Below are 25,985 nucleotides of genomic sequence, written 5' to 3'. Positions count from 1 at the left end.
GTCAGATCGCCCAGCACGAACAGCCGAACGCGCCCCAGAAGCCCTTCGCGTCGGACGTCGGCAATGCGCTTGCCCATGCCCCCCCGTGCGCATGCTGGTGCACGTTGCAGGCATTCGCGCAACCGCACATCGCTGCGGCCGCCGCCCGTTGCAGCGGTGCGCCGTTGCGCTGCGTCGCGCCCCAGCCGCCATAGCCGCCGTACTCGCGCACGGGCGACCAGTCCGGCATCGCGGGCGGAATCGGCGCGTCGTGCGACGCGAACGGCCCTGCGCCCCATACGATCTTTCCGCCGACCACGGTCAGCAATGCGGTCGTGCCCGCGATGTCGTCCTCGGCGCACGCGAAGAAATCGCGATCCGGGACCACGAGGTCGGCAAGCTGCCCGACGGCCACACGCCCTTTCTTCCCTTCCTCGTTCGAGAACCACGTCACGTATTCGGTCCACATGCGCAGCGCGGTCTCGCGATCGAGCAGGTTGCGCTGCGGATACATGCGCAGGCCGCCGACCGTCTTGCCCGTCACCAGCCACGCGAGCGACACCCACGGGTTGTACGAGGCAACACGCGTCGCGTCGGTGCCGGCCGAAACCTTGAGCCCCTTGCCGAGCATCTTCGCGACGGGCGGCGTTGCTTCAGCCGCCTGCGCACCGTAGCGCTCGACGAAGTATTCGCCCTGGTACGCCATCCTGTGCTGCACCGCGATGCCCCCGCCCAGCGCCGCAATACGATCCATCGATTTTTCGGTGATCGTCTCCGCGTGATCGAAGAACCAGTTCAGCCCTTCCAGCGGGATGTCCTTGTTGACCTTCTCGAACACGTCGAGCGCGCGGCTGATGGTTTCGTCGTAGGTCGCGTGCATGCGCCACGGCCAGCGGTTCTGCGCGAGCACGCGCACGACACCTTCGAGATCGTCCTCCATCTGCGCGGGCAGGTCCGGACGCGCGACGCGGAAGTCCTCGAAATCCGCCGCCGAGAACACCAGCATCTCGCCCGCGCCGTTGTTGCGGAAATAGTCGGTGCCGTCGTGATACTTGGTGCTCTTCGTCCAGTTCACGAAGTCTTCCTTCTCGGCGTTCGGCTTCTGCGTGAACAGGTTGTACGCGATCCGGATCGTCATCTCGCCCGCATCGTGCAGCTTGCGGATCACTTCGTAATCGTCGGGGTAGTTCTGCGAACCGCCGCCCGCGTCGATCACGCCGGTCACGCCGAGACGGTTCAGTTCGCGCATGAAATGGCGCGTCGAGTTGTACTGGTATTCGAACGGCAGCTTCGGCCCTTTCGCGAGCGTCGCGTAGAGGATCGTCGCGTTCGGGTTCGCGAGCAGCAGGCCCGTCGGGTTGCCTGCGGCATCGCGCAGGATCGTCCCGCCCGGCGGCTCGGGTGTGTCCTTCGTATAGCCGACCACGCGCAGCGCGGCCGCGTTCAGCAGCGCGCGGTCGTACAGGTGCAGGATGAACACCGGCGTATCGGGCGCGGCCGCGTTGAGTTCGTCGATCGTCGGCAGGCGCTTCTCGACGAACTGATGTTCGGTGAAGCCGCCGACCACGCGCACCCACTGCGGCGCGGGCGTGATCGCGACCTGCCGCTTGAGCATGTCCATCGCGACCGCGAGCGAAGGCACGCCGTCCCAGCGCAGCTCCATGTTGTAATTCAGGCCGCCGCGAATCACGTGGCAGTGGTTGTCGATCAGGCCCGGCAGCACGGCGCGGCCCCCCAGGTCGACGACCCTGGTCGCACGGCCGGCCAGCGGCATGACGTCCGCTTCGTTGCCGACCGCGACGAAGCGGCCCGCGGCGATCGCCACCGCCGTCGCGGTGGGGTTTGCGCGGTCGAGAGTCGTGAACCTTCCGTTGTGAAGGATCAGATCCGGTTGGGACTCGGTTGCGGTCATATACATCACCTCGTTTCGGTCAGAAGCCAAAGAGCTGTTTGAGGGTGGGGATGACCTGCACGCCGATCACCATGCCGAGCAGCCCGACCAGGGCAATCAGCGGCGGTGCCGGAGAGCGGACCTTGATTGCGCTGTAAATGACACCGATCAGCAAGCCCGCACCAAGGGAAACCAGATAAGGTTCCATACGATCAATTTCTCGGACAGGTTGGAATGCAGGCCCTAGGTCCTGGCAAACGCCTGGCGAACGGCATCGTGAATCGTCACGTTCCACCGTCCGCGTCGACGCATCGCCGAGGCGGCGCGTCCGGATCGAACACGCCGCTTCGGCATCGACAGTCGCTGACTGTCCGCGCTTACTTCGCCGGCACGGCCGGGATCGACTCGTGCGGCGTCGCGGTGCGCGGCGCGGCCTTGTGGACCATCGTGTACGCGTAGTCGACGCCCATGCCGTACGCACCCGAATGTTCCTTCGCGATTGCCATCACGGCGTCATACGTCTCGCGGTGTGCCCAGTCGCGCTGCCACTCGAGCAGGACCTGCTGCCACGTCACCGGCACCACGCCGGCCTGGATCATCCGTTGCATCGCGAAGTCGTGCGCGTCCTTCGACGTGCCGCCCGATGCATCGGCCACCATGTAGATCTCGTAGTCGCCTTCGAGCATCGCGCAGAGCGCGAACGTCGTATTGCAGACTTCGGTCCACAGGCCCGAGACGACCACCTTCTTGCGACCGTTCGCGGCCAGCGCGTCGCGCACCTTCTGGTCATCCCACGAGTTCATCGACGTGCGTTCGAGCGTCTTCTGGTTCGGGAACACGTCGAGCAGTTCGGGGTAGGTGTGACCCGAGAAGCTCTCGGATTCCACCGTCGTGATCGTGGTCGGGATGTTGAATACCTTCGCGGCCTTCGCGAGCCCGACGACGTTGTTCTTCAGCGCCTGACGATCGATCGACTGCACGCCGAATGCCATCTGCGGCTGCTGGTCGATGAAGATCAGCTGGCTGTTATGGGGGGTGAGTACTTCAAGCTTCGGATTGCTCATGGCGGTCATGTCCTTTGACGCGGAGAAAAATTTGCCTGCCTCGCCGGCAAGCGGGAGGCGCCCAATGCGCTGTGCCGGAAGGTTCGCCTGCCAGCCGTTGTCATTCAACACGCGAATCGATGGTAATGCCACTTAATCAATTCTATTAATAAAATCCCTAAATTCAGGCCTTAAAAGATCTTAAAAACCGCAGAATTCAACGGCCACATCAGAAAAGACCTGCTAGGCTATCGATTGAATTCATGCTCGTCTCCAGATCGGTAGTTATCCGTATTTTTCACACGGTTGTCATTCACTTGTCTCTGAATCATGAAGCCGTACATTTCATCGCTGCTTGCCGGAATGCTCGCCGGCGCTGTCTACTACCTGATCGGCGTGCCGTCGCCTGCTCCGCCCACGATCGCGCTGGCCGGCCTGCTGGGCATTCTTGCCGGCGAACAGATCCTGCCGGTCGCACGCCGGATGCTCGGAGGGATTCATCTGAAAACCGCGTGGAACGAGGCGAAGTGCAGCCAGCACATGTTCGGCGCGCTGCCCGGCGCCCAGGCATCCGATGCCGCCGCGAAGAAACCTCGATAGACACCGTCGTACCCCACGCTGATCGACCGGATTCGCGCAGGCAGATCGGCAGGCCCACCGATCTGCCGACGCCGACGACACGCGGGTACGCAAAAACACGCAGCACCCGCGAAACGCGGCCCCGGTCGGCACGGCTCCCCCCGTGTACCGACGCTCCGGAAACGGCACACACCACCAATACCGATCAGACGCCGCAACCGCGAGCGGCAATCCTGCGCGGACAGGATGGTGCCCCGGCTCCGATTCACGGACGAATTGTTCCGAATCGTATTGGACTCGGCGGTGCTTGGCGATAACATGGCAGGCCGACGCCCCCGTGGAATTCATCATGAAGCTGTCATTCGAAGCGCTCGAGGCACTGGACGCGATCGACCGCACCGGCACGTTCGCCGAAGCCGCGGAGCTCCTGCACCGCGTACCGTCCGCGCTGACTTATCTCGTACAAAAGCTCGAAAGCGACCTCGACGTCGCACTGTTCGACCGGAGCGGGCGCCGCGCGAAGCTCACGCACGCGGGTCGCGTGGTCGTCGAAGAGGGCCGCCGGCTGCTGCATGCTGCCGAACAGCTCGAGCTCAAGGCGTTGCGTGCCCAGCAAGGCTGGGAAACCGAGGTTCGCATCTGCATCGACGAGATCCTGCCGTTCGAGGCGTTGTGGCCCTACGTGCATGCGTTCTACGGACTCGAGATGAACACGCGGCTGCGCCTGTCCACCGAAGTCCTCGGCGGCACCTGGGATGCGCTGATTTCGCGCCGCGCGGATCTCGTCGTCGGCGCGGCGGGCGAACCGCCGGAACTGCCGGACATCGTCGCGCGGCCGATCGGCACGCTCAGGCATGTGTTCGCCGTCGCCCCGACCCATCCGCTCGCGGCGCTGCCCGAACCGCTGTCGATGGCGTCGGTCATCGAGCATCGCGGCGCCGTCATCAGCGATACCTCTCGCGAACTGCAGCCACGCTCGGTCGCCGTCGACGCCGGGCAGCCGTATCTCGCGGTCCCCACGCTCGCCGCAAAGCTGGCCGCGCAGTGCGAAGGACTCGCGGTGGGCACGCTGCCGGATTGCATCGCGGCACGCGCGATCGCGCAAGGCAAGCTCGTCGCACGCAAGGTGACCGGCATGCGCGACACGACGCATTGCTATATCGCGTGGCGCGGCGACGAGGCCGGACGCGCGTTGCACTGGTGGGTCGATCAGCTCGCTCGCCCCGATCTCGTCGACCGCTTCACCGCGCTCGCCTGATTCCGCCGCCCGTCGGCTGCGCCCGTCGGTCGAACGTGTCCCCAAGATCTCCCGCCGCATCAGCCGAACGAATCGTGCAGGCGCTTCATCTCCTTCTCGAGCCATTCGATCAGGTTGAACGACGCGTGCGCCTTCGCGGCCGGCGGGATCATCATCTTTTCCTCGGTCGCGATGTGTTCGGTCAGGGATTCGCACATCAATCGTCCGAGTTCCGGCTTCCTCGCGATCAGCGGCGTCAGGTCGCGGCTGCTCAACTGATAGGCCGTCACCGCGGTCACGGCATAGACACTCGCATGAAGTTGCGTGCCGGCCAGCACGACGGACTGGCCGATCGCGTCGCCGGGCGCCATCCGACGGACCTCCATGTCGCCCGTCGCGCCCGGCACGAACACCGATGCGACGCCGGACCCGACGATCGTCAGCAGGCGCGTATCGGAATTCGACGCGTAAATCACCTCCCCTTTGTGGAATACGCGTGACGCCAGCGCGTCGGCCAGCACCGCCAGATCCTCGTCACCGAGTTGCCGGAAAAGCTCGACCGCGCGCAGCAGGCGTTGACCGCGCGACGCCGGCCGGTGCGCCGCGGCCGCTCCGCCAAGCGGGCGCAACGCGATGTCCGCGGCGGCCAGATGCCGGTGGGCCAGATCGTAGAGCCGGTTACGCACCGCCACCTTTTTTTGCAGCGCGTCGACGTAACAGACGAGTTCGTATTCGACGGAGTTGGTCCTGAATGCCTTGACGACCGCAACCGGCGCGGGGCTGGCCAGCACGTCGAGCGAACTGGAGGCAGCCCGGTCGAGCGCATCGACGACGACGGCCGGCCGCACTTCCGGATCGATCTCGATCGTCAGCGTCACGCCGTGCACGCTCGGCGGTTCGCTCAGGTTGACGATCGTCGCCTTCGCCGCGGTGCTGTTCGGCACGACGACCAGGTTGCCGAGGCTGTTGATCATCTTGGTCGCGCGCCAGTTGCTTTCGACGATCCGCCCTTCCAGCTCGCCGATGGCCACCGTATCGCCCAGGCGAAACGGCTGGGTGGTATTCAGGACGAGGCCCGAGAACACGTCGTTCAGCGTGTTCTGGACGGCCAGGCCCAGGATCACGGCCACCGCGCCCGAGGTCGCGACCAGGCCGCTCAGCGGCAGACCCAGGACATAGCCCAGCGCGGCCACCGCGGCCGCACCGAACACGGCGCCTGCGGCGATGTCATGAAACAGCCGCTGGTTGCGCCACGCGCGCGGCAGCAGCAGATGGTCGAGGATCAGGCTGAACACCAGCGCGCACTGCAGCCACCACGCGACACCGATCGCCTGGATCGCCAGCCGGTCGAACCGGTCGGGCGACGCTGGCACCGCGAGCGGGCTCACGCCGGTTGCGAACAGCACATAGGTCAGCGCGGCGAACGACGCACAACGCCAGACCGCTTTCGTCGTCGAACGGCCTGGCCCGAGCAACCGCCATGCAACGAGGTCGGCAACGACGATCGGCGCGCCGTAAGCGACCGTGACCGACAGGTTCAGCATGCCGGAACGGGCCGCGTGCGCGTTGCGCGACGGGCGGGGAATCCGCGCGATCGCATGGCGCGCTACCCGATCCGGCGAGCGGCCGCCGGCAACGAATCGTGGCGAGAAAGGTCGGACTGGACCGGTTTCATGCGGTGGTCGTTCGATGACGCGCGAAGTCGCGGCGGCAACGCATGTGTCGCTGCCGACCCGCGCTGGCATTCAGTGGCGTCGTGACATCGATGCTGCGGTGCGAGCCGGTCCGCTGCGCGCACGCCTGCGAATCGCCGACGGTCTCCGTGCATGCAATGTAGACGCACCGGCCGGCCCGGTCATGAGTTCAGGCTGAAACGTTCTGAATTCGCCGGCGGCGCGCGCCGTTACGATTCGCGCGGCGGCAACTCGGCCTCGCCCGCTTCGAACCCGAACGCGTGCACTTCGGACCACGCGTCGTGTACGACGTGCGTCGGCCCCGAGGTATGGGCGAGCGCGGCGGCATAGGCGGCCAGCAGGCGCACGCGCGCATTCTCGCGCGCACATGTCTCGTCCATGTTCCGCATTGCATCGAGCGCCGCGCGCGCCCGTTCGCGACATTCGTCCACCAGCGACAGGTCGAACAGGCATGGGACCGCGACAGCCGCCAGCGCGACGCCGACGTCCAGATCGCCATTCGGCGAAAATGCCCAGTCGAGCGCCGCGCGCAGATTGCCGAGTTCGCGCCGGATCACGTCGAGCCGCGATTCGGCCCGCGGCCCGTCGTCACCTCCGCCGCCGGGCGCAAGCCTGAACAACGTATGGAAGTAGTTCGCATGCGCGCGTGCCGCGGCTGCGCATTCGCCGTTGTTCTCGAGCTGCTGCAGCGCATAGGCGCGCGTCGTGGTCAGCAGCCGGTAGCGCGGTGCGCCGTGCGCGCTCTCGAGGCTCAGCAGCGACTTCGAGACGAGGCCGGCGATCGTGTCGAGCAGGTCCGCATCGGCCAACCCCTTCGCTCCGACGATATCCCGCACCGCGTCGATCGAGAAGCTGTCGCGGAACACGCCGAGCCACCGCAACAGCAGGCGCTCCGCGTCCCCGAGCAAGCGGTAGCTCCAGTCGTACATCGCCTGCAGCGTCTGATGACGCGGCAAGGCCGTGCGAAAACCGCCGGTCAGCAACCTGAAATGGTCGTCGAGATGCGCGGCCAGCACATCGATGCCGAGCACGGCCGCGCGGGCTGCTGCCAGTTCGATGGCGAGCGGAAGACCGTCGAGACGACGGCACACCGACGCCATCAGCGCCACGCTGCGTTCGTCGAACGGAAAGCGGGGATCGGCGGCACGCGCGCGCGCCGAGAACAGTTGCACCGCGCTGGCGCTCAGGGTCTGAGCATCGTCGGCGCCTTCGCCGGGGACATCGAGCGGCGGAATCGGACACAGCCGCTCGCCCTGGATACGCAGCGCCTCGCGGCTGGTCGCGAGGACGCGCAATCCGGCGTCGGATTCGGTCAGTGCGGTCGCGATCTGCGCGGCGGCGTCGAGCAGATGCTCGCAATTGTCGAGCACCAGCAACATCCGGCGGTTCGCCACGCTCGCCAGCACCGCTTCGAGCGTCAGCGATCCGGTCGGCTCCACGATGCCGAACGCACCTGCCAGTGCGTCGGGCACGAATCGCGGACTCGCCACCGTGGCCAGCGACACGAACGCGGCGCCATCCGGAAAGCGCGCCTCGGCCCGCATCGCCGCTTCGAGCGCGACCCGCGTCTTGCCGATGCCGCCCGCCCCGACCAGCGTCACGACGCGCGCGGTGTCGAGCGCCGCAAGGACGTCGGCGACGGTCTGCTCGCGGCCGACGAGCGCGGTCGGCGCGGCCGTCAGCCGCGACGTCGCGGGAGGTGCGGGCGCCGCGCCTTCGGCGTGGCCGCCAACCAGCCGATAGCCGCGCCCCGGCACCGTGACGATCAGGTTCCGGTCGTCGGCGAGCGCCTTGCGCAACGCGGCGATATGCACCTGCAGGTTGTTTTCCTCCACGATCGTGTGCGGCCACACGCGCTGCATGATTTCGTCTTTCGATACCAGTGCGCCGTTCGCACGAATCAGGAGTTCGAGAATTTCGAATGCGCGACTGCCGATACGCAGCAGCTTGCCGTTCGAGCGAATTTCACGTCTGTCGAGAAAAACGTGAAGTGTTCCAATCCGGATCATGGGAATTTTTAATCGATTGCATTCATCGATGCCCTGTCAGAAATGACACCGGTCTGACGGCAATGCTACGGCATTTGCCCGGTCAAATGATTCAAATTATCAGAACTCAAACAGCAAATTTTTTGAATCGATGAATGCCGCGATCGCCACGACAACGTGCCCCGCCCCAACTGGCAAGGCACGACGCACAACGGCAACCTGCATTTTCAATGCATGAAATAGCCGTTTACTCATGAACCTGTTTCGTAGGATAAAACGGCCGATTGACCGAACTTGATTTCGCAGTCTCGTGAATTGAGATAGCGGTTCGGATGGCTCCCGAGAAAAAAGCCGGTAACAACGACGTGCAAGGCGCAGCGAAATCGATTCCGACCGTGACGGCCGGTCGGATTTTCCGTTCAGAACGATTCAGGCGCCGCTCAGGACATTCAGCGGCGCGACGCGCGACGATGGTTCCACGGCGCCAGCGTCGAGCGACTGCCGTCACGCCGCGAGGAACACGACCATGGGCAACCGTATCGCCGGCATCCGGATTCCCGACGGCCCGATCGCACGGGAGGCCGCCGCAGCCGTGCGCGCCGGCGTGCCGGAACTCCTGTTCCGGCACGCGATGCGCGTGTTCGCGTTCGCGTCGCTCATCGGGCTGCGTCGCGGCATCGCATTCGACGCCGAGCTGCTGTACGTCGCGGCGCTGTTCCATGACTTCGGACTGACGGAGCGCTACCGGCATTCGCGCCGGCGCTTCGAAATCGACGGTGCGAATGCCGCGCACGCATTCCTCGGCGGACACGGCGTCGCTGCCGACGATGCGGCTGAGGTGTGGCGTGCAATCGCGCTGCACACCACCTTTGGCATTCACCCGTACATGACGCCGTTGACGGCGCTGCTCGGCGCGGGCATCGAGACGGATCTCTTTGCTCGCCATTTCGACGAAGTGAGCTGGTCCGAACGTGACGAGATCCTCAACGCGTGGCCACGCGGCCCGTGTTTCAAGGAACTGTTCCTCGAGGCGCTCGCCGCGGGCACCGCGCATCGCCCCGCGACTGCGTTCGGCAACGTCTGCGCCGACGTGCTCGAGCGGTGCGACCCGGACTATCGCCGGACGAATTTCTGCGGCCTGGTGCTCGGGTCGAAATGGACGGAGTGAGCCGGCCGGTCGGCCGGGCCCGCTCCGCCACGTCACGGCAGCAACTGCCGTCGAGTCATGCGCGGGCGAACGCCAGCAGTTCGTCGTTCAATCGTTGCGCGTGCGTCAGATACAACGCATGCGGCCCGCCCTCGTAGACGCTCAGCGTCGCGTGCGGCACGCGCTTCGCCGCGGCGGCGCCCGTGAGCGCGAGCGGCACCGTCTGGTCGTCGTCGCCGTGAATCACGAGCGTCGGCACGTCGAACTTGTCGAGATCCGCCCTGAAATCGGTTTCGGAAAACGCGCCGACGCAATCGAGCGTGCCCTTCAAGCCGCCCTGCAGCGCCATGAAGGACGTCCAGTCGAGCGCGGCGCGCGAGATCGTCGAAGCGGCCCGGTTCGAACCGGTGAACAGCGGCCAGAAGTGCTCGAAGAATGCCGCGCGGTCAGCCATGATGCCCGCGCGGATACCGTCGAACACGGCCACGTCGACACCGTCCGGATGGTCGTCGCGCCGCGCGACCAGCGGCGTCACCGATCCGATCAGGACGGCCTTCGCGATGTGTCGCGTGCCGTGCCGGCCGATGTAGCGGGCCACTTCGCCGCCGCCCATCGAAAAGCCGACGAGCGTCACGTCGCGCAGCCCGAGCGTCTCGATCAGCGTCGCGAGGTCGTCGGCCAGCGTATCGTAGTCGTAGCCCGTCCACGGCTGGCCGGACCGGCCGAAGCCGCGCCGGTCGTAGGCGATGCAGCGAAAGCCGTTCGACGCGAGATGATGCATCTGGACATCCCACATGTCCGCATTCAACGGCCAGCCGTGAATGAACACGACCGGTCGCCCTGCTCCCCAGTCCTTGTAGTGAATCGAAACGCCGTCGCGTGTCGTGAATGTGCTCATGCGGATTTCTTCCTCAGCGGTGAAAAAGTGGCGGCCGCCAGCCAGGGCCGACGGACGGATCATGAACGGGACAGCCTGGCGATGAACCGCTCCAGTTCGGACGCGAGGATCACCTCCCGGTAGTTCGCGGGGCGCTTCGCTCCGCGCCATTGCGGCTTGTAGATCGCATCGCCTGTGTGAATCGTGATGCCGGTCAGCGCGCAGCGCCCGAGGGCGCGAGACTTTGCGCTGATCCAGCGCTGCTCGTCGTAGCGGCAGCGCGTCGGGTCGCTCCACGAGATCAACACCGACGAATCGGTCTGCCGCTCGGCGGCGACGATCGCGCACCGGCGGCGCGCGCCGCCGCTCGACGCGGGCGGCGCGTCGTCACGATGGCGACGGCGCGCGGGGTCCGGGTCGCGAAGATGCGACGGCGCACACCGACTCGCGGCCGGCGACGGGTCGAGCAGCGTCATCACGTGCTCCCAGCGATTGAATTCGTCCATGGCGGCGTACCCAGGCAAGTGGCGAGCGGTCCGGATGTTGCACACCCGCCCGCGTCGCGATCGCCATCCGCCGACGCGGACCGGCACCGACCCGCGACGGGATGACCTGATGCTGACGATAGCGAGCCGCCGCTGAAGAGTCTTTATTCCGGGCTTAAATTTTCTGGCCGGTGCATTTGCGCGGCATGCGCCGCGACCGGCTTCATGAAAATTCAGCCCGATTTCAGTACATGGCGCATGACCGCGGGATAGGCTCCTGTCGACGTTCGTTCGCTGCCTTCGCGCGCCTGCCGGCCCGCGACCGCGAACGCACGCCGGCTGCCGGCGCGATTGCCGCATGCGGGCAGATCCGAACCATCCATCCAACGCGGCATCGTTCCACCGCACGTTCAAGGAGTTCCCATGCGTCCAGCAGACATCGACGCCGTTCCCTCGGCGCGTCGCCGAGACATGCTGCTTGCCGGCGCGACCGCCGTTGCAGCCGCCGCGCTGCCGGCCGCTGCCGCCGCCGCCCCCAAACACACCGCTTCCGCCCATCAAGGAGCCCATGCGATGAACACGATCACCACCAAAGACGGTACGCAGATTTACTTCAAGGACTGGGGCAGCGGCCGCCCGGTCGTCTTCTCGCACGGCTGGCCGCTGTGCGCCGACGCGTGGGACTCGCAGATGCTGTTCCTCGTGCAGCACGGCTACCGCGTGATCGCGCACGATCGCCGCGGTCACGGCCGCTCGAGCCAGCCGTCGCAAGGCAACGACATGGACACGTATGCCGACGATCTCGCGGCGCTGATGAATGCGCTCGACCTGCGCGAAGCCACGCTCGTCGGCCACTCCACCGGCGGCGGCGAAGTCGCGCACTACATCGGGCGCCACGGCACGAAGCGTGTGTCGAAGGCCGTGCTGATCGGCGCCGTGCCGCCGCAGATGGTGAAATCGGCGTCCAATCCCGGCGGCCTGCCGATGGACGTGTTCGACGGGATCCGCAAGAACGTCGCCGAGAACCGTTCGCAGTTCTACAAGGATCTCGCCGTGCCGTTTTTCGGCTTCAACCGTCCGAATGCCAAGGTGTCGCAGGGCACGATCGACGCGTTCTGGGCGCAGGGCATGATGGGCGGCATCCATGGCCAGTATCTGTGCGTCAAGGAATTCTCCGAGGTCAACTACACCGACGACCTGAAGAAGATCGACGTCCCGACGCTGATCCTGCACGGCGACGACGACCAGATCGTGCCGATCGACGATTCGGCTCGCCTGTCCGCGAAGATCGTGAAGCACGCGGAGCTCAAGGTCATCCCCGGCGGCGCGCACGGGATGTGCGTCGTCGACGCAGACCGGATCAATGCCGAACTGCTCGCGTTTCTGAAAGCGTAAGCGCACGCGTCACCGTACGGCGCGCCCGGCCGCCACGCCGGCGCGTCGTTTGGCACGTTTCAGGATTTTTCAGGTCACCGCGATTCCGTTGCGGCGTGCACGATCGCCAGGATCGTCGATGCGGGATATCCGCCGATCCGGCGTCGGGCGCTTACGACGCACGCGCCGGCCTGAGCAGCATGCCGATCAGCGCCCCCGCGGCCGCGAACGTCATCGCGACACGGAAATTGTCTGCGAGTGCGAGCGTCGTCGCCTGGACGCGGACGGCCCGATCGAGCAACACATAGGCCGCCTGGTCGCCGGTCGCGAAGGTCGCGCCGTGCGACACGAGCGCCGCCGCGCCGGCTCGCAAGCGCTCCAGCGTTTGCGGATCCGACAGCGTGACATGCAGACCGACGAGATTCGAATGGGTAGCCTCCATGATGCGCTGGATCACCGCGATCGACGTCGTGCCGAGTTGCCCGCTCAGCAGGCGCGTCGTCTGCACGACGGCGCCGAACGTCAGCGCGTGCTCGGCCGTCACGTGCTTGCCGAAGAAGAACACGACCGACGTGAGCGCCATCGTCTGACCCAATGCCTGAAGCAGTTGCGACGGGATGAAGTCGGGTTCGGCCCAGACGGGCGTGAGTTGCGCGCCGAGCGCGAACGCGACCGCCACCATCGCAAAGCCAGCCACGATCAGCCGGCGCGGATCGACGCGTTGCAGCAGCCACGCCACGCACGGCGCGAACAGCAGTTGCGGCATCGCGATCCAGCGCAGCGTGTCGCCGATCTGCAGCGGGCGCAGCCCGTAGGTACTCGCGAGAAACGCCGACGGAATGAAGCTCGTATTGAGCACGGTAAAGCGCACGAGGCCGACGAGCAGGATCAGCAACGCGACGTTGGGCAGCGCGAGGTAGCCGAGATCGAGCCCGGCCCGTCGCGATGCCAGTTCGTGGATCAGGAACGCGGCCACCATCACGATGCCGATGCACAGCAGCGCGACGATCAGCGGCGACTGGAACCAGAACAGCCGCTCGCCCTGATCGAGCGCGACGCACAGGCACGCGAACCCGCCGGCGCCGAGCAGCATGCCGCGCGCGTCGATGCCGGACGCGAGGCGCTTGATCGGCTCTGTGGACAGCGACAGCATCAGGCAGACGATGAACGGCACGGTCAGCAGCGCGTTCTGCCAGAACAGCCAGCGCCAGCTCAGGTGTTCGCTGTACCACCCTTCGAGCGTCGCCGAGAGGTTGAGCGACATCTCGAGGTTCATCGCATACGCGGCGATGCCGAACGGAATCAGCCGTGGCGGCAGCGTGCGGACGACGAACCCGACGGTCAGCGGCACGAACACGCCGGACGCGAAACCGGCCACGCTCTGGAGCACGATGAACGTGCCGAAATTCGTGCACAGCGGCAGCACGCTTTCGACGACCAGGAATACCGCGGCACCCGCCAGCAGCACGCGACGCGTGCCGAACACGAAGGCCGCCGCGATCGCGAGCGGCCCGACGAACATCTGCGATGCGATGAACGCGGTGTTGATCCACGCGCCCTCGTCGAAACCGACGCCGAGCGCGCCGCGCACGTCGGCGAGCCCGAGCGACGTGATGCGCGACGTCAAGGTCGAAATGATCGCGCCGAGCAGCACCGCCGCGATCGCGGCGATCGAACGAAACGTCGGTATGTCGGAGGCCGGCGCTGCGGCCGGCGCCGGTGTCGTGCCACCGGGGGCGAACGTGGTGTTCATCGTCGAGCGGCTCCCGCACAAAAGGCTCGCGCAAGCATAGCGCGATGTGACGAATCCCGTCTGTTCCATGGAGTATCCCGATCGTGACCCCGAACTCGCCGGACGTGCCGCCCACCTCCCCCGCGCGCTCGCGCAAGTGGCCGGTCGTATTGATCGCCGGATGCGCGCTGCTGCTCGTCGCGCTGCTGGTCTATGAATTCGACGCGCATGACCGCGGCACCGACGACGCGTACGTGACAAGCCACCTGCACGTGATCTCGCCGCGCGTGGCCGGCACGGTCGAGCGCGTGCTGGTGGACGACAACCGGTTCGTGCATGCGGGCGACCCGCTCGTGCGGCTCGATCCGCGCGATTTCGACGTGCGCGTCGCGCTGCAGCGGGCCCGCGTCGCACAAGCGCACTCCGATGCGAGCCGCGCGAAGGCGCTGGTCGAGCAAGCCGACGCGGCGCTCGTGTCGGCACGCGCGGACGCCGAGAAGGCCGAGCTCGACTACGCACGGGCACGCGAACTGACCCGCGAAACCCCGCGCGGATTGTCGCAGCAGGAATTCGATGCCGCCAACGCGGCGCGCAAGTCCGCCCGCGCGCGCATCGACGCGGCCGAAGCGCAGCAGCGCAGCGCGCAGGCCGCGCGGCAGGCCGCCGATGCCGTGTCGAACCAGAACGACGCCGAGTTGCGCGATGCGGAGCTGCAGCTTCAGTACACGACCGTCGTGGCGCCGTCGGACGGCTACGTCGGCAAGAAGACGGTCGAGACCGGCGAGCATGTCGCACCCGGTCAGGCGCTTCTCACGGTCGTCGAACCGCACCCGTGGGTGGTTGCGAACTTCCGCGAAACCCAGCTTCGGCATGTGCGCACCGGCGACGTCGTGCAGTTGCGCTTCGACGCGCTGCCGGACCGGACCTTCAGCGGACACGTCGACAGCCTGTCGCCCGCGACCGGCGGGCAATTCTCGCTGTTGCCGCCCGACAACGCGACCGGCAACTTCACGAAGGTCACGCAGCGGGTGCCCGTCAAGATCCTGCTGGACGGCCCGGCCTCGACCGAGCCGCGTATTCGGCCCGGCCTGTCGGTCATCGTCTCGCTGCAACGCAGCCGCACGCAGCCATGACCCGCCTCGCCGCCCTGCTCGCCGCCGGCCTGCTGAGCGCGTGCACGATCGCGCCGCAGCCGCTCGCTCCCGTCGCGGTCGGCTCCGACCGGTTCCGCCATGCGGATGCGCCTGGCGAACTCGCACCGTCGCTCGTCGAATGGCCTGCATCGTTCGGCGATCCGCCACTCGTCGCGCTCGTCGATGCCGCGCTCGCCGGCAATCAGGACATCCGCGCCGCCGCGGCGCGCGTCGACCAGGCGCAGGCGCTGCTCGGTGTGCGCGAAGCCGCACTGGCGCCGACCGTCGGCGTCGATCCGTCGTTCAGCCGCTCGCGCGTATCCGGCACGGTCGACAACGCATTGCCGAAACGCACGATGCACAACTGGTCGGTGCCGTTCAACGCCAGCTATGAAGTCGATCTGTGGGGGCGCCTGCGTGGCGATGCGGAGATCGGCAGGCAGAACGTGCTGCAGGCCGACGCGGATCGTGCAGCCGTTCGACTACGCGTCGCGACGGATGTCGCGAGCGACTACCTGACGCTCCATTTCGTCGAGCAGGATCTCGCGACGCTCGCCCGCGCGATCGAGCTGCGACGCACCGCGCTCGACGTGATCGCCGCGCGCGTGCGGGCCGGCGCGGCAAGCGATCTCGACGCGCTGCGTGCGGCGGCCGATCTCGATACGGCTCGCGCCGATTTCGCGGACAGCCGGCGGCTGCGCGAAAACCTCGTCGATGCGCTCGCCGTGCTGACCGGTGTCTCGCCGACCGCCTTCACGGTCGCGCCGACCGCGTCCGCCATGCGCGTGCCGGAAGTGCCGCCCGGTCTGCCGTCCGCGCTGCTCGCGCAACGCCCGGACGTCTATGCGGCGGCGCGCCGCGTCGACGCGGCGTCGCTCGAAATCGGCGTCGCCCGCACCGCATGGCTGCCGACCTTGACGCTGACCGCCCAGGGCGGATTCGCCAGCCGCGACCTCCACACGTTTCTCGACCGCAACAGTTCCCTGTGGGGCCTCGGCGCGAGCGTGGCCGAAACGGTGTTCGACGGCGGCAAGCGCGAGGCCGCGGTGGCCGCCGCGACGGCCGGCGCGGCACTCGCCGACGCGAACTATCGCGCCACCGCGCTGGGCGCGTTGCGCGAGGTCCAGGATGCGCTCAACGACATCGCCGCGCAGAAGGAGCGGATCGTGCGCTACGACAGCGCGGCCCGCGCCACCGAAGCAGCCGCGCGGTTGTCGCTGAACCGTTACGGGCACGGCTACGTCAGTTATCTCGAGGTCATCGACGCGGACCGGGACGCACTGACCGCGCAACGCCAGCTGATTCATAGCCGCCAGGCACTCGCCATCGCGACGGTCGATCTCGTGCGCGCGCTGGGCGGCGGATGGGCACCGCCTGCAGCGAAACCGGCGAACGTCGCGAATCGCGAAGACCGGTTCTGAAAAAACATCAACGCGCCCGCTGCCTCGGTTCAAACGGCCTCACGTATTTTCATATCGCTCTTAAGCTAACCTAACGTTTTTTGCGTTGCCTGGCGCCAGCGTGCCGCATAAATTGGTCATGTCCGAATCCACTGAAGCGAGACGTGTCATGGATCGCCTGAAAACACTCGAGATACTCAAGACGGTTGCCGAACAAGGCAGCTTCACGAAAGCCGCCGAAGCCCATCGGCTCGGCGTTCCCTGCATCAGCCGCGCGATCCGGTGCCTGGAAACGTCGCTCGGCGTGCTGCTGTTTCACCGCACGACGCGCAAGGTGACGCTGACGCGCGTCGGCGAAGACGTGCTCGAGCAGGCGCGCGCGTTGCTGGAGCAATACGAGCACTTTTCGGATTGCTGTCACGTCAATGCCAGCGAGATGGAAGGCGACATCTCGATCGAGGTGTCGAACCTGTTCGGCGTCGATCGCCTGGTGCCGGTGCTGGCCGATTTCAATCGGCAGCATCCGCTCGTACGAATCCGGGTCGACTGGGTCGATCACCCGAGCGCGGCCCTGAGCGGTGAAACGGATCTCTCGATCGTCACCGAACGCACGTCGAGCCTGACGTGCATCGAGCGGCGCCTTGGGCGCATCCCGATGGGCCTTTACGCGAGCCCGCGGTATCGCGCCGCAGGTGGGGCAACCGACTCGCCACAGGCGCTCGAACGCATGGATGCGCGCGGCGGCAAACCGGGTAGCGGCTCGGTATGGCCGCTGCGGCACCGGCGTACCGGCGCGAGCGCCGAGATACGGCTGGCCGGCGCGATCCGCTCGAACTGCCTCGATGCGCTGATTCTCGCGACAGCCCGCGGCACCGGCTTCGCGGTGCTTCCGGAGCATCTCGCGCGGCCGCTCGAGCGCGACGGCGCACTCGTTCGCCTGCTGCCCGACTGGCAGGTCGGAGACCTCGACGCATCGCTGCTCTATCACTCGCGCCGGAACCTGCCCGCGCGCATCAGAACGCTCGCCGAACATCTCGTCGCGGCGTTCGACGACAACCCCGATGCCGGGCCGGCAGCGCGACACGACGCGCGCGCCGTCACGCACACCGCGGATGCCGACAGCGAAGTGGCCGCATGAATGCCGTCGTCCGCATCGTAGCGGCCCGGCGCACCGCGTCGAAGCCGGCGCCGTTGCGTCGAACGATCAGGCCGTCCCGCTCAGTCGCGCGCGCCGGCCGGGCCCACGCCCAGCGCCTCCGCTTGCCGCACGAGATCCGGCAGCGTGCGGACCTGCATCTTCTTCATGACCTGGGCCCGATGCACCTTCACCGTGATTTCCTGCAGGCCGAGATTCGCTGCGATCTGCTTGTTCATCAGGCCAGCGACCACCAGGCTCATCACTTCTCGTTCGCGTGGCGTCAACGACGCATAGGCCGCGCGCACCGCGTCCAGCGCACGGTCGCGCGCGAGGCGCTCGCCATCGCGGGCCAGTGCGTGACCGACGGCATCGAGCATCGCATCGTCATCGAACGGCTTCGTCAGGAAGTCGAGCGCGCCGCCCTTCATCGCCTTGACCGTCGTGGCCACGTCGCCGTAACCCGTCATGAACAGGATCGGCACGTTCAGGCCCGCTCGCACCGCTTCCTCCTGAAGGGCCAGCCCGCTCTCGTCGGCGAGACGCACGTCGAGGATCAGGCAACTCGGCACGGCAGGCCGCTCGAACGCGAGAAACGCCCGCGACGACGCGAACGTCTCGACACGCCATCCCGCCGAACGCAACAGCGAGCTCAACGCGCGCCGCAGCGTTTCATCGTCGTCGATTACATAGACGATCGGGGCGGAGTCGCCCCCGCCCCGGTTGCCGATCGACGTCATATCCGGCGTGCTCGCCATTGCATTTCCTGTGTAGGCATCCGCTTCATTATCGAATGATAAACTAAGAAAAGGCCGACCGGAACCGCCGCGCCGCCTGCGGCGCGGCCGGTCGAAGGGGCCACCGCTCACGCAGGCGGCGCGCCGGATGCGATGTGATCGATCAAGTTGAGCATATCGTCCGATGGAAACGGCTTGCGCAAGAACGCGACCGCGCCTTGCGCAAGCGCGCGACGGACCGACTCGTCGTCGCCGTGCGCCGACATGAAGATGACCGGGAGCGCCGCCTTGCGCTGGACCAGCAGACGCTGGACGTCGAGACCGCTCATCCCCTTCATCTTCAGATCGACCAGCACGCAAGCCGCGTCGTCCAGCGGGCCGGCCGCGAGGAATTCCTCGCCCGACGCGAACGGCAATGCGGTATGGCCAGCCGATTTCAGCAGGCTGGCAAGACTCTTACGGACCGACGCATCGTCATCGATGATGCAAACAATGGCCATGAAATGAGAACCTGAAAATTTTGTCAATCCAGAACATCGCCATGCAGCTTACGCCGCGTCGGACGGTATTACCGCTGCGCGCCACGCGCGCACAACTCGTGTGTCACGCCCACGACCGTGCCGCCAGCAGCGGTTGCACGGACGTCGCCTGCGCCGGCGGCAGCGTCTCCGCGCGCGCCTCGCCGACGAAGGACGCACACCGCGCATGCAGGCGACCAGCTTCGCCTGACTCCGCCAGCTTCTCGAGCGCATACGCGCGCACGACCTCGAGCAGCGAATAATGCTTCGAGAGTCCGACCGAATGGACGACCAGCAGCGATTTCGATGCAAGGCTGACCAGGCAGTCGAGCACGCGGGCGGCGCCCAGTTCGTCGCACGCGGCCAGCGCGCACGCCGCATCGAGCCGGAACGCATCCGGAAACACCGCGAGGCGGCACAGCACCGTGCGCTCCGCATCGTCGAGCAGCCGATAGCTCCATTCGATGGTGGCCCTGAGGTTCTGCTGGCGCGGATGCGCCGTACGCAGACCGCCGGACAACGACAGGACAGACTTGTCGAGATCGGCTGCCAGCCCCTGGATCCCGAGCAACGCGACGCGGGCCGCGCCGAGCTCGAGCGCGAGCGGCAGGCCGCTCAGGCGGCGGCAGATGGTCGCGATCGCGTCCAGCGTCTTCGCATCCGCGGGAATGTCGGTGCCCATCGCACGCGCCCGGGCCAGAAACATGCGCACCGCACCGCACGCGACGATCTCGCCGTGGTTCGCGCCGGCCGGCGGCACGGGTAGCGGCCCGACGCGATAAACGCGCTCGCCGGCGACACGCAGCGGTTCGCGGCTGGTCACGACGAGTATCGTGCCGGCATTCGCCTCCGCGATCGCTTCGCAGAGGTCCGCCAGTTCGTCGACATGCTGCTCGGCGTTATCGAGCACCAGCATGACGCGCTGCGCGGCGATCGCGCGCACGACGTCGGCCGGCCCGGCGGCCGGGCCGAGCGGCAGGTCGAGCGCGTCCAGCACCGCGGACTCCAGCGTCGCGCCGCCCTGCCAGCCGGCAAGATCGATCCGGACCATCTCGATGCCGCGCACCGCCGACCAGGCCGTCGCCACCTCCAGCGCGAGATGCGTCTTGCCGACGCCGCCGGGGCCGACCAGCGTCACGAGCGCCTCGCGCTCGAGCAGCGCGTGCAGTTCGGCCGCTTCCTGCTCGCGCCCGATCAGCGGACATTTGCGCGGGGCGCTGCCCGCGCGGGCGCCGCGCGCCGGCTCGACCCGGTCCGGCTGGCGGTCCGCATAGGCCAGGTCGGCCGGCGGCGCGAGCCGATAGCCGCGGCCCGATTCGGTTCGTATCCACCCGTGCTTGCCGCCGAACAGCTTGCGCAGCGTCGAGACGTGCACCTGGATGTTGTTCTCGACCACGATCGTGTTCGGCCACACCGCTTGCATGATCTCGTCCTTCGACACGAGCCTGCCGGCCGCCTTCACCAGCAGCTCGAGAATCTCGAATGCCCGGGCGCCGATATACCGGGGCTGCCCGTCGACGCAGACTTCGCGGCACTCAAGGGAAACCGTCACCCGCCCGAACGTGTACATGATCCGCACTCGCTTATGCTGCTCCGCACCTTGCGCCGCCTCGCGAGGCGACACCCCCTGTTCGGCCCGCCGGACACGCATCGATGCGTGTCGGGAGGCTTGAACCTATCGTATGGCGTGGCAGGCGCGCCGGCCATTATCTATAGGTTTAGTCGGGTACCGGCCGGCCCGGTCGTCGGGAATGGTGCGCGGGGGGTACTGCAGAGTTCGTCGGGCTGATGGACAATGCACGGGCCGCCGCCCGAACGTGCGCAATCCAGCCCGGCCGATTTCGTATGACGCGCCGGTTACACCCTGCTCCACCGAACCTGCCCCTACCGTGAACCAACCCTTGCGCGCCCCGGACGACACGAAGCGAATGGATGCCGACTGGCTGGCGCACGCCCGCCTGTCGAATGCCGTCCGATCGGGCGACGTGCTGTGGTTCGACCTGACCGACGCAGCAACGGGGCAGGTGTGGTCCGCGTGCCAGACCGGGTGGGAATCCGACCAGCGCTGCCGGCAATTCGAGCACGAATACGCATTGAACGAAGCGCTGGAGCCGGCGTGGGCGCTCATGCCGGTTGCGCTGATCCGCGCCGCGGACGGCCCGGTGCTCGTCTATCCCCGCCCGGACGTGCGCGGCTTCGACACGCTGGCGGACGGGCGGCTGCCGCTCGACGTCTTTCTCGACGCGGCGATCCAGGCCGCGCGCACGCTCGGGGAGCTTCATCGGCGCGGCTGGCTGCATGGCGATCTGCAACCGGCCAGTTTCGTCATCGCACCGGACGGCACGGTGATGCTCCGCTCGTTCGCCCATGCGTGGGACCGTCGGACGGAACGCACCGTGGCGAGTACGATGCGCACCGATTTCGCGGCCTACGCGGCGCCCGAGGTCTCCGACGGCTCATGCGTCGACGAGCGTTCCGACCTGTATGCGTTCGGCATCACGCTGTTCCGCCTGCTGACGGGCGCGATGCCTTACAAGGCCACGTCGACGTCCGAATGGGTCCACGCGCATGTCGCCATGCAGCCGGCGACGGCCACGACCTTTCGTGACGACCTGCCTGCCGTCCTGAGCGACCTGATCCTGAAACTGATCGCCAAGGAGCCCGCCGATCGCTACCCGTCCTGCGAAACGGTGCAGCACGATCTCGAACGTATCCGGCGCGACTGGCTGGCCGCAGGCCGCGTCGAGCCGTTCGCGCTCGGCGGCAGCGATCCGCTCGCCGGCTTGCGCGCGCCCGATCAGCTGGTCGGCCGCGAAGCCGAATCCCGCCGGCTCGAGGCGGTGCTGGCGGCCGTATCGCGAACCGGCGAAACGGCCATCGTCCTGATCGACGGGCCGGCCGGCGTCGGCAAGACCGCACTGGCGGAGGACTTCATGCGCCATGCGCGAGCGGCGCTGCGCACGGCCTGGTGCACGTCGGCGAAGGTCGATCAATTCCAGCCCGCACGGCCCTACGCGCCCGTGCTGCAGGCATTGCGCGCGCTGTTCGGCAGCGCGCTGGCCAGGCCCGACGACGAAATCGCGGCGATCGCCGCGCGGCTGCGCGACTGTGTGGGCCGTCAGGCCAGCCTGCTGTCCGGCATCCTCCCGGAGATTGCGTGGCTGCTCGATGTCGAGCCCGTCGCGTTCGACCATACCGATGCGATTCCGGAATTTCATCTATGCCAGATCGTCGTGAATGCCTTCCGTGCGTTCGCGGCGCCGGCCGAACCGCTGGTCATGGCGCTGGACGACATCCAGTGGGCAGACGACGCGACGCTCGCGTTTCTTGCGTCGATCGCGGTGGATCCGCCGGCCAATTTCTGCATCGTGGCCGGTTATCGAAGCGGGCCGCAACACGATCACACACCGGCTTTCCGCCGCTTCCTGCAACAGCTCGACCCCGTCCGCCTGTCGGCCTTGACGCTGGCGCCGCTCGACGCACCCGACGTCACGCACATGCTGGCCGGCATGCTCGGGGAGGCGCCGGCCCGGCTGTCGGGGCTCGGCGACATCGTTCACCGCAGGACGGGCGGCAATCCGTTCCACATCCAGCACCTGCTGCGCACGCTGATCGACGAGCAGCTCCTCGGCTACGACCCGATGCGGCAAACGTGGCAGTGGCGTTCGTCGGACATCGACGCGCACCACCCGACCGAGAACGTCGTGAGCCTGCTCGCGATCCGGATGCAGCGGCTGCCGCCTGAATCGAGAACGCTGCTGTCGCTGCTGGCCTATATCGGCACCGATGCCGACGACGCGCTGTTGTGCGCCGCCGCCGGCAAGACGTGGGCCGAACTCCGTTTCTGGCTGGACCCCGCGCGCCAGGCGGGCCTCGTGTCGCTCTCCGGCAACCGCTGGCGCTTCGTTCACGACCGCATCCTCGAGGCCGTCCACGCGCTTGCCGGGCGCGCGGAGCGCGCGCAGTCCCACGCCCGGATCGCCGCCGCGATGCTCGGCCGCGCGAACGCGCGGTCGACCGAATCCCTGCTGGAACTCGCCACCCAGATCGAGCAGGCGAAAACCGCGCCGCTCGACGGCGTGCTCGCGCTCGCTTTCGCGGATGCCCTGGTCGCCGCCGCCGAGGCGGCGGCCCCGGCCGCCGCGCGCGATCGCGCGCTGTCGTTTCTCGCGTCCGCGCAAGCGCTGCTCGGTCCTCATGCATGGTCGCAGCACTACGGTCTCGCAAGCCGGATCGGCATCCTGCGCAGCGGTCTGCTGCTCGCGATCGGCGAAACCGCGCAGGCATCCGACGCGATCGACGAGCTCATGGCGCGTACGCGCACGCCGGCCGATCGTGCAGAGGCGCACCGGCTGAAGGCCGCGCAGCTCACGGTGGAGTCGCGCTACCGGCAGGCCGTCGACGTCGCGCTGGCCGGGCTGGCGCTGCTCGGCGTGGAACTGCCGGCAGAGCCGGCCGAAGCCGATCTCGCGGCGGCCTGCGACGCCGTGCGGGAAGCCCTCGACGGCCGCGCCATCCGCGACCTCGTCGACCTGCCCGTGATGACCGATACGCGCGTCGAAGCCACGATGGCGCTGCTGACCGCACTCGAGGCCGCGATGTTCTATCCGAGCGGCGGGCTGATGTTGCTGCATTTCGCGACGATGGTCCGGCTGACCCTGCGCCACGGCATCACCGCCGCATCGGTGCAGGGGCTTGCGTGGTACGGCGTCAGCATCGTCGGGCATCACGACGCGTATGAAGACGGCTTCGAATTCGCGAAGGTCGCGCTCGCACTGGTCGATCGCCACGGCTTCGAGCGCTACCGCTCCGCGACGCTGATCGCGCTCGACCAGGTGAGCGTCTGGACCCAGCCGCTGTCCTACGCACTCGAACGCGCACGCGATGCGAAAGCGGCGGGCAATGCGAGCGCCGAGTTGCGTTGGATGTGCTACAGCTGCAACCATATCGTCAGCGATCTGCTCTCGATGGGCGAAGCACTGCCGGCGATCCGCGACGAGATCGATCCGCTGCTGCAGATCGCACGCGGCGCGCGTTACGACGACATCGTCGATCTCGTGTCCACCCAGTCCGAATTCATCGACGCGCTGCAGCTCGGCTACCATCGGCCGATCGGCACCTGGCGTGCCCGGCCGTCGACGAAGACGCCGATGTCGGTCCTGCAGTTCTGGACCGACGTGCTCGCCGGCCAGGCGGCCTTCATTTTCGGCGATGCGGACGCGGCGCGTGCGTCGCTCGAGGCAGCCGCTTCGAGCGCGTGGTCGACGCCCGCGCACATCATGCTGTCCGACTTCCACCTGTTCGGCGTACTGGCCGGCATCGCGAGCGACCGCGGCGCCACGCCGCCCGAGCGGCTGCTCGAACGCCATGCGCCGCAACGCGCCCGCTTCGCCGCGTGGAGCGAACGCAATCCGGCGACGTTCCGCAACAAGCTCGCGCTGATCGATGCCGAATTCGCGCGCGTGCGCGGCGACCATATCGTCGCGATGCAGCAGTACGAGGCGTCGGCCAGCCTCGCGGCGGAACACGGTTTCGTGCACGAACAGGCGCTCGCGCACGAACTGGCCGCGCATCACGCCACGTCGCTCGGGCTCGCCGGTCCCGCGCGCCACCAATTGCGGCTCGCCCATGCGTGCTACCGGCGCTGGGGCGCGACCGGCAAGGCGCAGGCGATGGAAGCGCAGCATCCGTTCCTCGTGATGGACCCGTCGCCGGGCGGCCCTGCCCTGCCCGCGCGCGAAGATCTCGATTTCGCGCTCGCGATGCGCGCGGCCCATTCGCTATCCGAAGAAATCGTGCTGGAGCGCCTGATCCAGACACTGATGCGCAACATGATCGTGTACGCCGGCGCACGCTATGGCCTGCTGCTGCTCGCCCGGCACGACCGGCTGACGATCGAGGCGACCGCGCGCGTCGTCGGCAGCGACGTGATCGTCGATATTGCCCGCGGCGAACCGACCGAGCAGGATGTCCCGCTGTCGATCCTGAACACCGTCGCCCGGACCCGCAAGCCGGTCGTGCTCGCGAACGCGCAGCGCGAAGGCATGCCCGACCATGCCGACAGCCTGCGCGCGCATCCGACGCGCTCGCTGTTCTGCCTGCCGCTGTTGAAGCAGGGTGCGCTGATCGGCGTGCTGTATCTCGAGAATGCGTTGACCAACGGCGTGTTTTCGCCGCGGCGCATCGCGATGCTGGAAGTGCTCGCGCCGCAAGCGGCCAATGCGCTCGAATCCGCCCGGCTCTATGCGGAACTGATCGACGAGAACGCGCGCCGGCTCGAGACCGAGGCCGCGCTGCGGCACGCACGAACCGAGCTCGCGCGCACCGCGCACATGACGGTGATGGGCGAGCTGGCCGCATCGATCGCGCACGAGATCAATCAGCCGCTAACGAGCATCGTGTCGAGCGTCGGCGCGTGCATGCGCTGGCTGCGCGGCACGCAGCCCGATCTCGGCGAAGCGCTCGCGAGCCTCGAGGACATTCGTGCATCCGGCGTGCGGGCGGCCGACATCGTCCGCGCGTTGCGATCGCTCGCGCGCCAGGCACCACCCGCGCTGGCGCCGCTCGCGATCGACGACCTGATTCGCGACATGCTGCACCTCACCGCGACCGAAATCGACGCGAAGCAGGTCGCGCTGTGCGTCGACCTGCATTGCAACGACATCCGCGTGATGGCCGATCGCACCCAGATCCAGCAGGTGATCCTGAACCTGGTCACCAACGCGCTCGACGCGATGGACGGGCTGGCCACCACGAGCGAACTCGAGATCGCGTCGCACGTCGGCGACGGTTACGCGGTCGTCTCCGTCGCCGACCGCGGCGCCGGTATCGATGCCGAGATCGCGAACCGGATCTTCGATCCGTTCTTCACGACGAAATCGCACGGCATGGGAATGGGCCTCGCGATCTGCCGATCGATCGTCGAAGCGCATGGCGGCACGCTCGAAGCCGCGCCGCGCGACGGGAACGGCACCGTACTGACGTTCCGGCTGCCGGTTTCGACGACGCGATGACGAAGGGGGCGAGCACGCGGCGC

Annotated in this window: 20 protein-coding genes; 8 read left to right on the top strand and 12 right to left on the bottom strand. The window is 67.4% G+C overall.

Going from position 1 to position 25,985, the window contains the following annotated elements; genetic code table 11:
- Position 1: 1 nt before the first annotated feature.
- The 3 genes from BTE28158_RS22145 to BTE28158_RS22135 form a co-directional block, all read right to left on the bottom strand.
- Positions 2 to 1,891, bottom strand: a complete 1,890-nt coding sequence (locus BTE28158_RS22145) for an amidohydrolase (RefSeq protein WP_151047428.1) — start codon at positions 1,889 to 1,891, stop codon at positions 2 to 4.
- Positions 1,892 to 1,910: 19 nt separating this feature from the next.
- On the bottom strand, positions 1,911 to 2,078 hold the full coding sequence (locus BTE28158_RS22140) for a DUF1427 family protein (RefSeq protein WP_059606194.1): 168 nt from the start codon (positions 2,076 to 2,078) through the stop codon (positions 1,911 to 1,913).
- Positions 2,079 to 2,247: 169 nt separating this feature from the next.
- The gene (locus BTE28158_RS22135; RefSeq protein WP_059606334.1) at positions 2,248 to 2,934 is read right to left on the bottom strand and encodes a hydrolase; all 687 of its coding nucleotides are present in this window, start codon (positions 2,932 to 2,934) and stop codon (positions 2,248 to 2,250) included.
- Positions 2,935 to 3,243: 309 nt separating this feature from the next.
- Here BTE28158_RS22135 and BTE28158_RS22130 point away from each other — a divergent pair, with 309 nt between their 5' ends.
- Both BTE28158_RS22130 and BTE28158_RS22125 read left to right on the top strand, forming a co-directional pair.
- On the top strand, positions 3,244 to 3,513 hold the full coding sequence (locus tag BTE28158_RS22130; RefSeq protein ID WP_151047426.1) for a XapX domain-containing protein: 270 nt from the start codon (positions 3,244 to 3,246) through the stop codon (positions 3,511 to 3,513).
- Positions 3,514 to 3,841: 328 nt separating this feature from the next.
- Entirely contained in the window at positions 3,842 to 4,750 is a 909-nt protein-coding gene (locus BTE28158_RS22125; protein WP_151047424.1) for a LysR family transcriptional regulator, read from the top strand.
- A 59-nt stretch (positions 4,751 to 4,809) separates the two neighbouring features.
- Here the strand turns inward: BTE28158_RS22125 and BTE28158_RS22120 are convergent, their stop codons facing one another.
- The 3 genes from BTE28158_RS22120 to BTE28158_RS32835 all read right to left on the bottom strand — a co-directional run bounded on the left by BTE28158_RS22120 (position 4,810) and on the right by BTE28158_RS32835 (position 8,666).
- Positions 4,810 to 6,273 (bottom strand): mechanosensitive ion channel family protein, encoded by a 1,464-nt coding sequence (locus BTE28158_RS22120; protein WP_151047422.1) that lies wholly within the window; start codon positions 6,271 to 6,273, stop codon positions 4,810 to 4,812.
- Positions 6,274 to 6,632: 359 nt separating this feature from the next.
- Positions 6,633 to 8,432: an ATP-binding protein gene (locus BTE28158_RS22115; protein WP_059606179.1), complete on the bottom strand. Its 1,800-nt coding sequence runs from the start codon at positions 8,430 to 8,432 to the stop codon at positions 6,633 to 6,635.
- Between the two features lie 99 nt (positions 8,433 to 8,531).
- On the bottom strand, positions 8,532 to 8,666 hold the full coding sequence (locus tag BTE28158_RS32835) for a hypothetical protein (protein WP_275404649.1): 135 nt from the start codon (positions 8,664 to 8,666) through the stop codon (positions 8,532 to 8,534).
- 271 nt (positions 8,667 to 8,937) lie between these two features.
- On the opposite strand from BTE28158_RS32835, the gene BTE28158_RS22110 reads away from it, so the two are divergent.
- Positions 8,938 to 9,579 (top strand): HD domain-containing protein, encoded by a 642-nt coding sequence (locus tag BTE28158_RS22110; RefSeq protein WP_151047420.1) that lies wholly within the window; start codon positions 8,938 to 8,940, stop codon positions 9,577 to 9,579.
- Positions 9,580 to 9,634: 55 nt separating this feature from the next.
- Here BTE28158_RS22110 and BTE28158_RS22105 read toward each other — a convergent pair whose 3' ends face one another.
- Positions 9,635 to 10,456: an alpha/beta fold hydrolase gene (locus tag BTE28158_RS22105; protein ID WP_059606173.1), complete on the bottom strand. Its 822-nt coding sequence runs from the start codon at positions 10,454 to 10,456 to the stop codon at positions 9,635 to 9,637.
- A gap of 59 nt (positions 10,457 to 10,515) precedes the next feature.
- Positions 10,516 to 10,941 (bottom strand): DUF3331 domain-containing protein, encoded by a 426-nt coding sequence (locus BTE28158_RS22100; RefSeq protein WP_059606170.1) that lies wholly within the window; start codon positions 10,939 to 10,941, stop codon positions 10,516 to 10,518.
- Between the two features lie 552 nt (positions 10,942 to 11,493).
- Here BTE28158_RS22100 and BTE28158_RS22095 point away from each other — a divergent pair.
- The gene (locus tag BTE28158_RS22095; RefSeq protein WP_151047418.1) at positions 11,494 to 12,315 is read left to right on the top strand and encodes an alpha/beta fold hydrolase; all 822 of its coding nucleotides are present in this window, start codon (positions 11,494 to 11,496) and stop codon (positions 12,313 to 12,315) included.
- A 151-nt stretch (positions 12,316 to 12,466) separates the two neighbouring features.
- On the opposite strand, the gene BTE28158_RS22090 is transcribed toward BTE28158_RS22095, so the two are convergent.
- Positions 12,467 to 14,047 carry an MFS transporter gene (locus tag BTE28158_RS22090; RefSeq protein WP_151047416.1) on the bottom strand — a complete coding sequence of 527 codons (1,581 nt, stop codon included), beginning with the start codon at positions 14,045 to 14,047 and terminating at the stop codon, positions 12,467 to 12,469.
- Positions 14,048 to 14,130: 83 nt separating this feature from the next.
- Here BTE28158_RS22090 and BTE28158_RS22085 point away from each other — a divergent pair, with 83 nt between their 5' ends.
- The 3 genes from BTE28158_RS22085 (at position 14,131) to BTE28158_RS22075 (ending at position 17,697) form a co-directional block, all read left to right on the top strand.
- Complete coding sequence (locus BTE28158_RS22085; protein WP_151047414.1) at positions 14,131 to 15,159, top strand: HlyD family secretion protein; 1,029 nt, start codon at positions 14,131 to 14,133, stop codon at positions 15,157 to 15,159.
- Positions 15,156 to 16,580 carry an efflux transporter outer membrane subunit gene (locus tag BTE28158_RS22080; protein WP_151047413.1) on the top strand — a complete coding sequence of 475 codons (1,425 nt, stop codon included), beginning with the start codon at positions 15,156 to 15,158 and terminating at the stop codon, positions 16,578 to 16,580. Before BTE28158_RS22085 ends, BTE28158_RS22080 begins: the two co-directional genes overlap by 4 nt.
- 148 nt (positions 16,581 to 16,728) lie before the next feature.
- On the top strand, positions 16,729 to 17,697 hold the full coding sequence (locus BTE28158_RS22075; RefSeq protein ID WP_170296370.1) for a LysR family transcriptional regulator: 969 nt from the start codon (positions 16,729 to 16,731) through the stop codon (positions 17,695 to 17,697).
- An 80-nt stretch (positions 17,698 to 17,777) separates the two neighbouring features.
- Here the strand turns inward: BTE28158_RS22075 and BTE28158_RS22070 are convergent, their stop codons facing one another.
- The 3 genes from BTE28158_RS22070 to BTE28158_RS22060 all read right to left on the bottom strand — a co-directional run bounded on the left by BTE28158_RS22070 (position 17,778) and on the right by BTE28158_RS22060 (position 20,519).
- Positions 17,778 to 18,452, bottom strand: a complete 675-nt coding sequence (locus tag BTE28158_RS22070; protein WP_059606151.1) for a response regulator transcription factor — start codon at positions 18,450 to 18,452, stop codon at positions 17,778 to 17,780.
- Positions 18,453 to 18,559: 107 nt separating this feature from the next.
- On the bottom strand, positions 18,560 to 18,931 hold the full coding sequence (locus BTE28158_RS22065) for a response regulator transcription factor (protein WP_151047409.1): 372 nt from the start codon (positions 18,929 to 18,931) through the stop codon (positions 18,560 to 18,562).
- A 103-nt stretch (positions 18,932 to 19,034) separates the two neighbouring features.
- Positions 19,035 to 20,519, bottom strand: a complete 1,485-nt coding sequence (locus BTE28158_RS22060) for an ATP-binding protein (RefSeq protein WP_170296369.1) — start codon at positions 20,517 to 20,519, stop codon at positions 19,035 to 19,037.
- Positions 20,520 to 20,877: 358 nt separating this feature from the next.
- Here BTE28158_RS22060 and BTE28158_RS22055 point away from each other — a divergent pair, with 358 nt between their 5' ends.
- On the top strand, positions 20,878 to 25,962 hold the full coding sequence (locus tag BTE28158_RS22055) for a trifunctional serine/threonine-protein kinase/ATP-binding protein/sensor histidine kinase (protein ID WP_170296368.1): 5,085 nt from the start codon (positions 20,878 to 20,880) through the stop codon (positions 25,960 to 25,962).
- The last annotated feature ends 23 nt before the right edge of the window (positions 25,963 to 25,985 follow it).

The sequence above is a fragment of the Burkholderia diffusa genome (genome assembly GCF_902499115.1).
In the GTDB taxonomy this organism is placed as follows: Bacteria; Pseudomonadota; Gammaproteobacteria; order Burkholderiales; family Burkholderiaceae; genus Burkholderia; species Burkholderia diffusa.
Note: the sequence above shows the minus strand (reverse complement) of the source record. Positions and strands in the feature narration are given on the sequence as shown.

Bases quoted from the DNA above. Each gene is read 5' to 3' on its own strand.
- BTE28158_RS22130 (WP_151047426.1), top strand. From the start codon at position 3,244: ATGAAGCCGTACATTTCATCGCTGCTTGCCGGAATGCTCGCCGGCGCT.
- BTE28158_RS32835 (WP_275404649.1), bottom strand. From the start codon at position 8,666: ATGAGTAAACGGCTATTTCATGCATTGAAAATGCAGGTTGCCGTTGTG.
- BTE28158_RS22120 (WP_151047422.1), bottom strand. From the start codon at position 6,273: ATGCTGAACCTGTCGGTCACGGTCGCTTACGGCGCGCCGATCGTCGTT.
- BTE28158_RS22125 (WP_151047424.1), top strand. From the start codon at position 3,842: ATGAAGCTGTCATTCGAAGCGCTCGAGGCACTGGACGCGATCGACCGC.
- BTE28158_RS22090 (WP_151047416.1), bottom strand. From the start codon at position 14,047: ATGAACACCACGTTCGCCCCCGGTGGCACGACACCGGCGCCGGCCGCA.
- BTE28158_RS22145 (WP_151047428.1), bottom strand. From the start codon at position 1,891: ATGACCGCAACCGAGTCCCAACCGGATCTGATCCTTCACAACGGAAGG.
- BTE28158_RS22100 (WP_059606170.1), bottom strand. From the start codon at position 10,941: ATGGACGAATTCAATCGCTGGGAGCACGTGATGACGCTGCTCGACCCG.
- BTE28158_RS22105 (WP_059606173.1), bottom strand. From the start codon at position 10,456: ATGAGCACATTCACGACACGCGACGGCGTTTCGATTCACTACAAGGAC.
- BTE28158_RS22075 (WP_170296370.1), top strand. From the start codon at position 16,729: ATGGATCGCCTGAAAACACTCGAGATACTCAAGACGGTTGCCGAACAA.
- BTE28158_RS22135 (WP_059606334.1), bottom strand. From the start codon at position 2,934: ATGAGCAATCCGAAGCTTGAAGTACTCACCCCCCATAACAGCCAGCTG.
- BTE28158_RS22055 (WP_170296368.1), top strand. From the start codon at position 20,878: ATGGATGCCGACTGGCTGGCGCACGCCCGCCTGTCGAATGCCGTCCGA.
- BTE28158_RS22060 (WP_170296369.1), bottom strand. From the start codon at position 20,519: ATGTACACGTTCGGGCGGGTGACGGTTTCCCTTGAGTGCCGCGAAGTC.
- BTE28158_RS22080 (WP_151047413.1), top strand. From the start codon at position 15,156: ATGACCCGCCTCGCCGCCCTGCTCGCCGCCGGCCTGCTGAGCGCGTGC.
- BTE28158_RS22065 (WP_151047409.1), bottom strand. From the start codon at position 18,931: ATGGCCATTGTTTGCATCATCGATGACGATGCGTCGGTCCGTAAGAGT.
- BTE28158_RS22110 (WP_151047420.1), top strand. From the start codon at position 8,938: ATGGGCAACCGTATCGCCGGCATCCGGATTCCCGACGGCCCGATCGCA.
- BTE28158_RS22095 (WP_151047418.1), top strand. From the start codon at position 11,494: ATGAACACGATCACCACCAAAGACGGTACGCAGATTTACTTCAAGGAC.
- BTE28158_RS22140 (WP_059606194.1), bottom strand. From the start codon at position 2,078: ATGGAACCTTATCTGGTTTCCCTTGGTGCGGGCTTGCTGATCGGTGTC.
- BTE28158_RS22070 (WP_059606151.1), bottom strand. From the start codon at position 18,452: ATGGCGAGCACGCCGGATATGACGTCGATCGGCAACCGGGGCGGGGGC.
- BTE28158_RS22115 (WP_059606179.1), bottom strand. From the start codon at position 8,432: ATGATCCGGATTGGAACACTTCACGTTTTTCTCGACAGACGTGAAATT.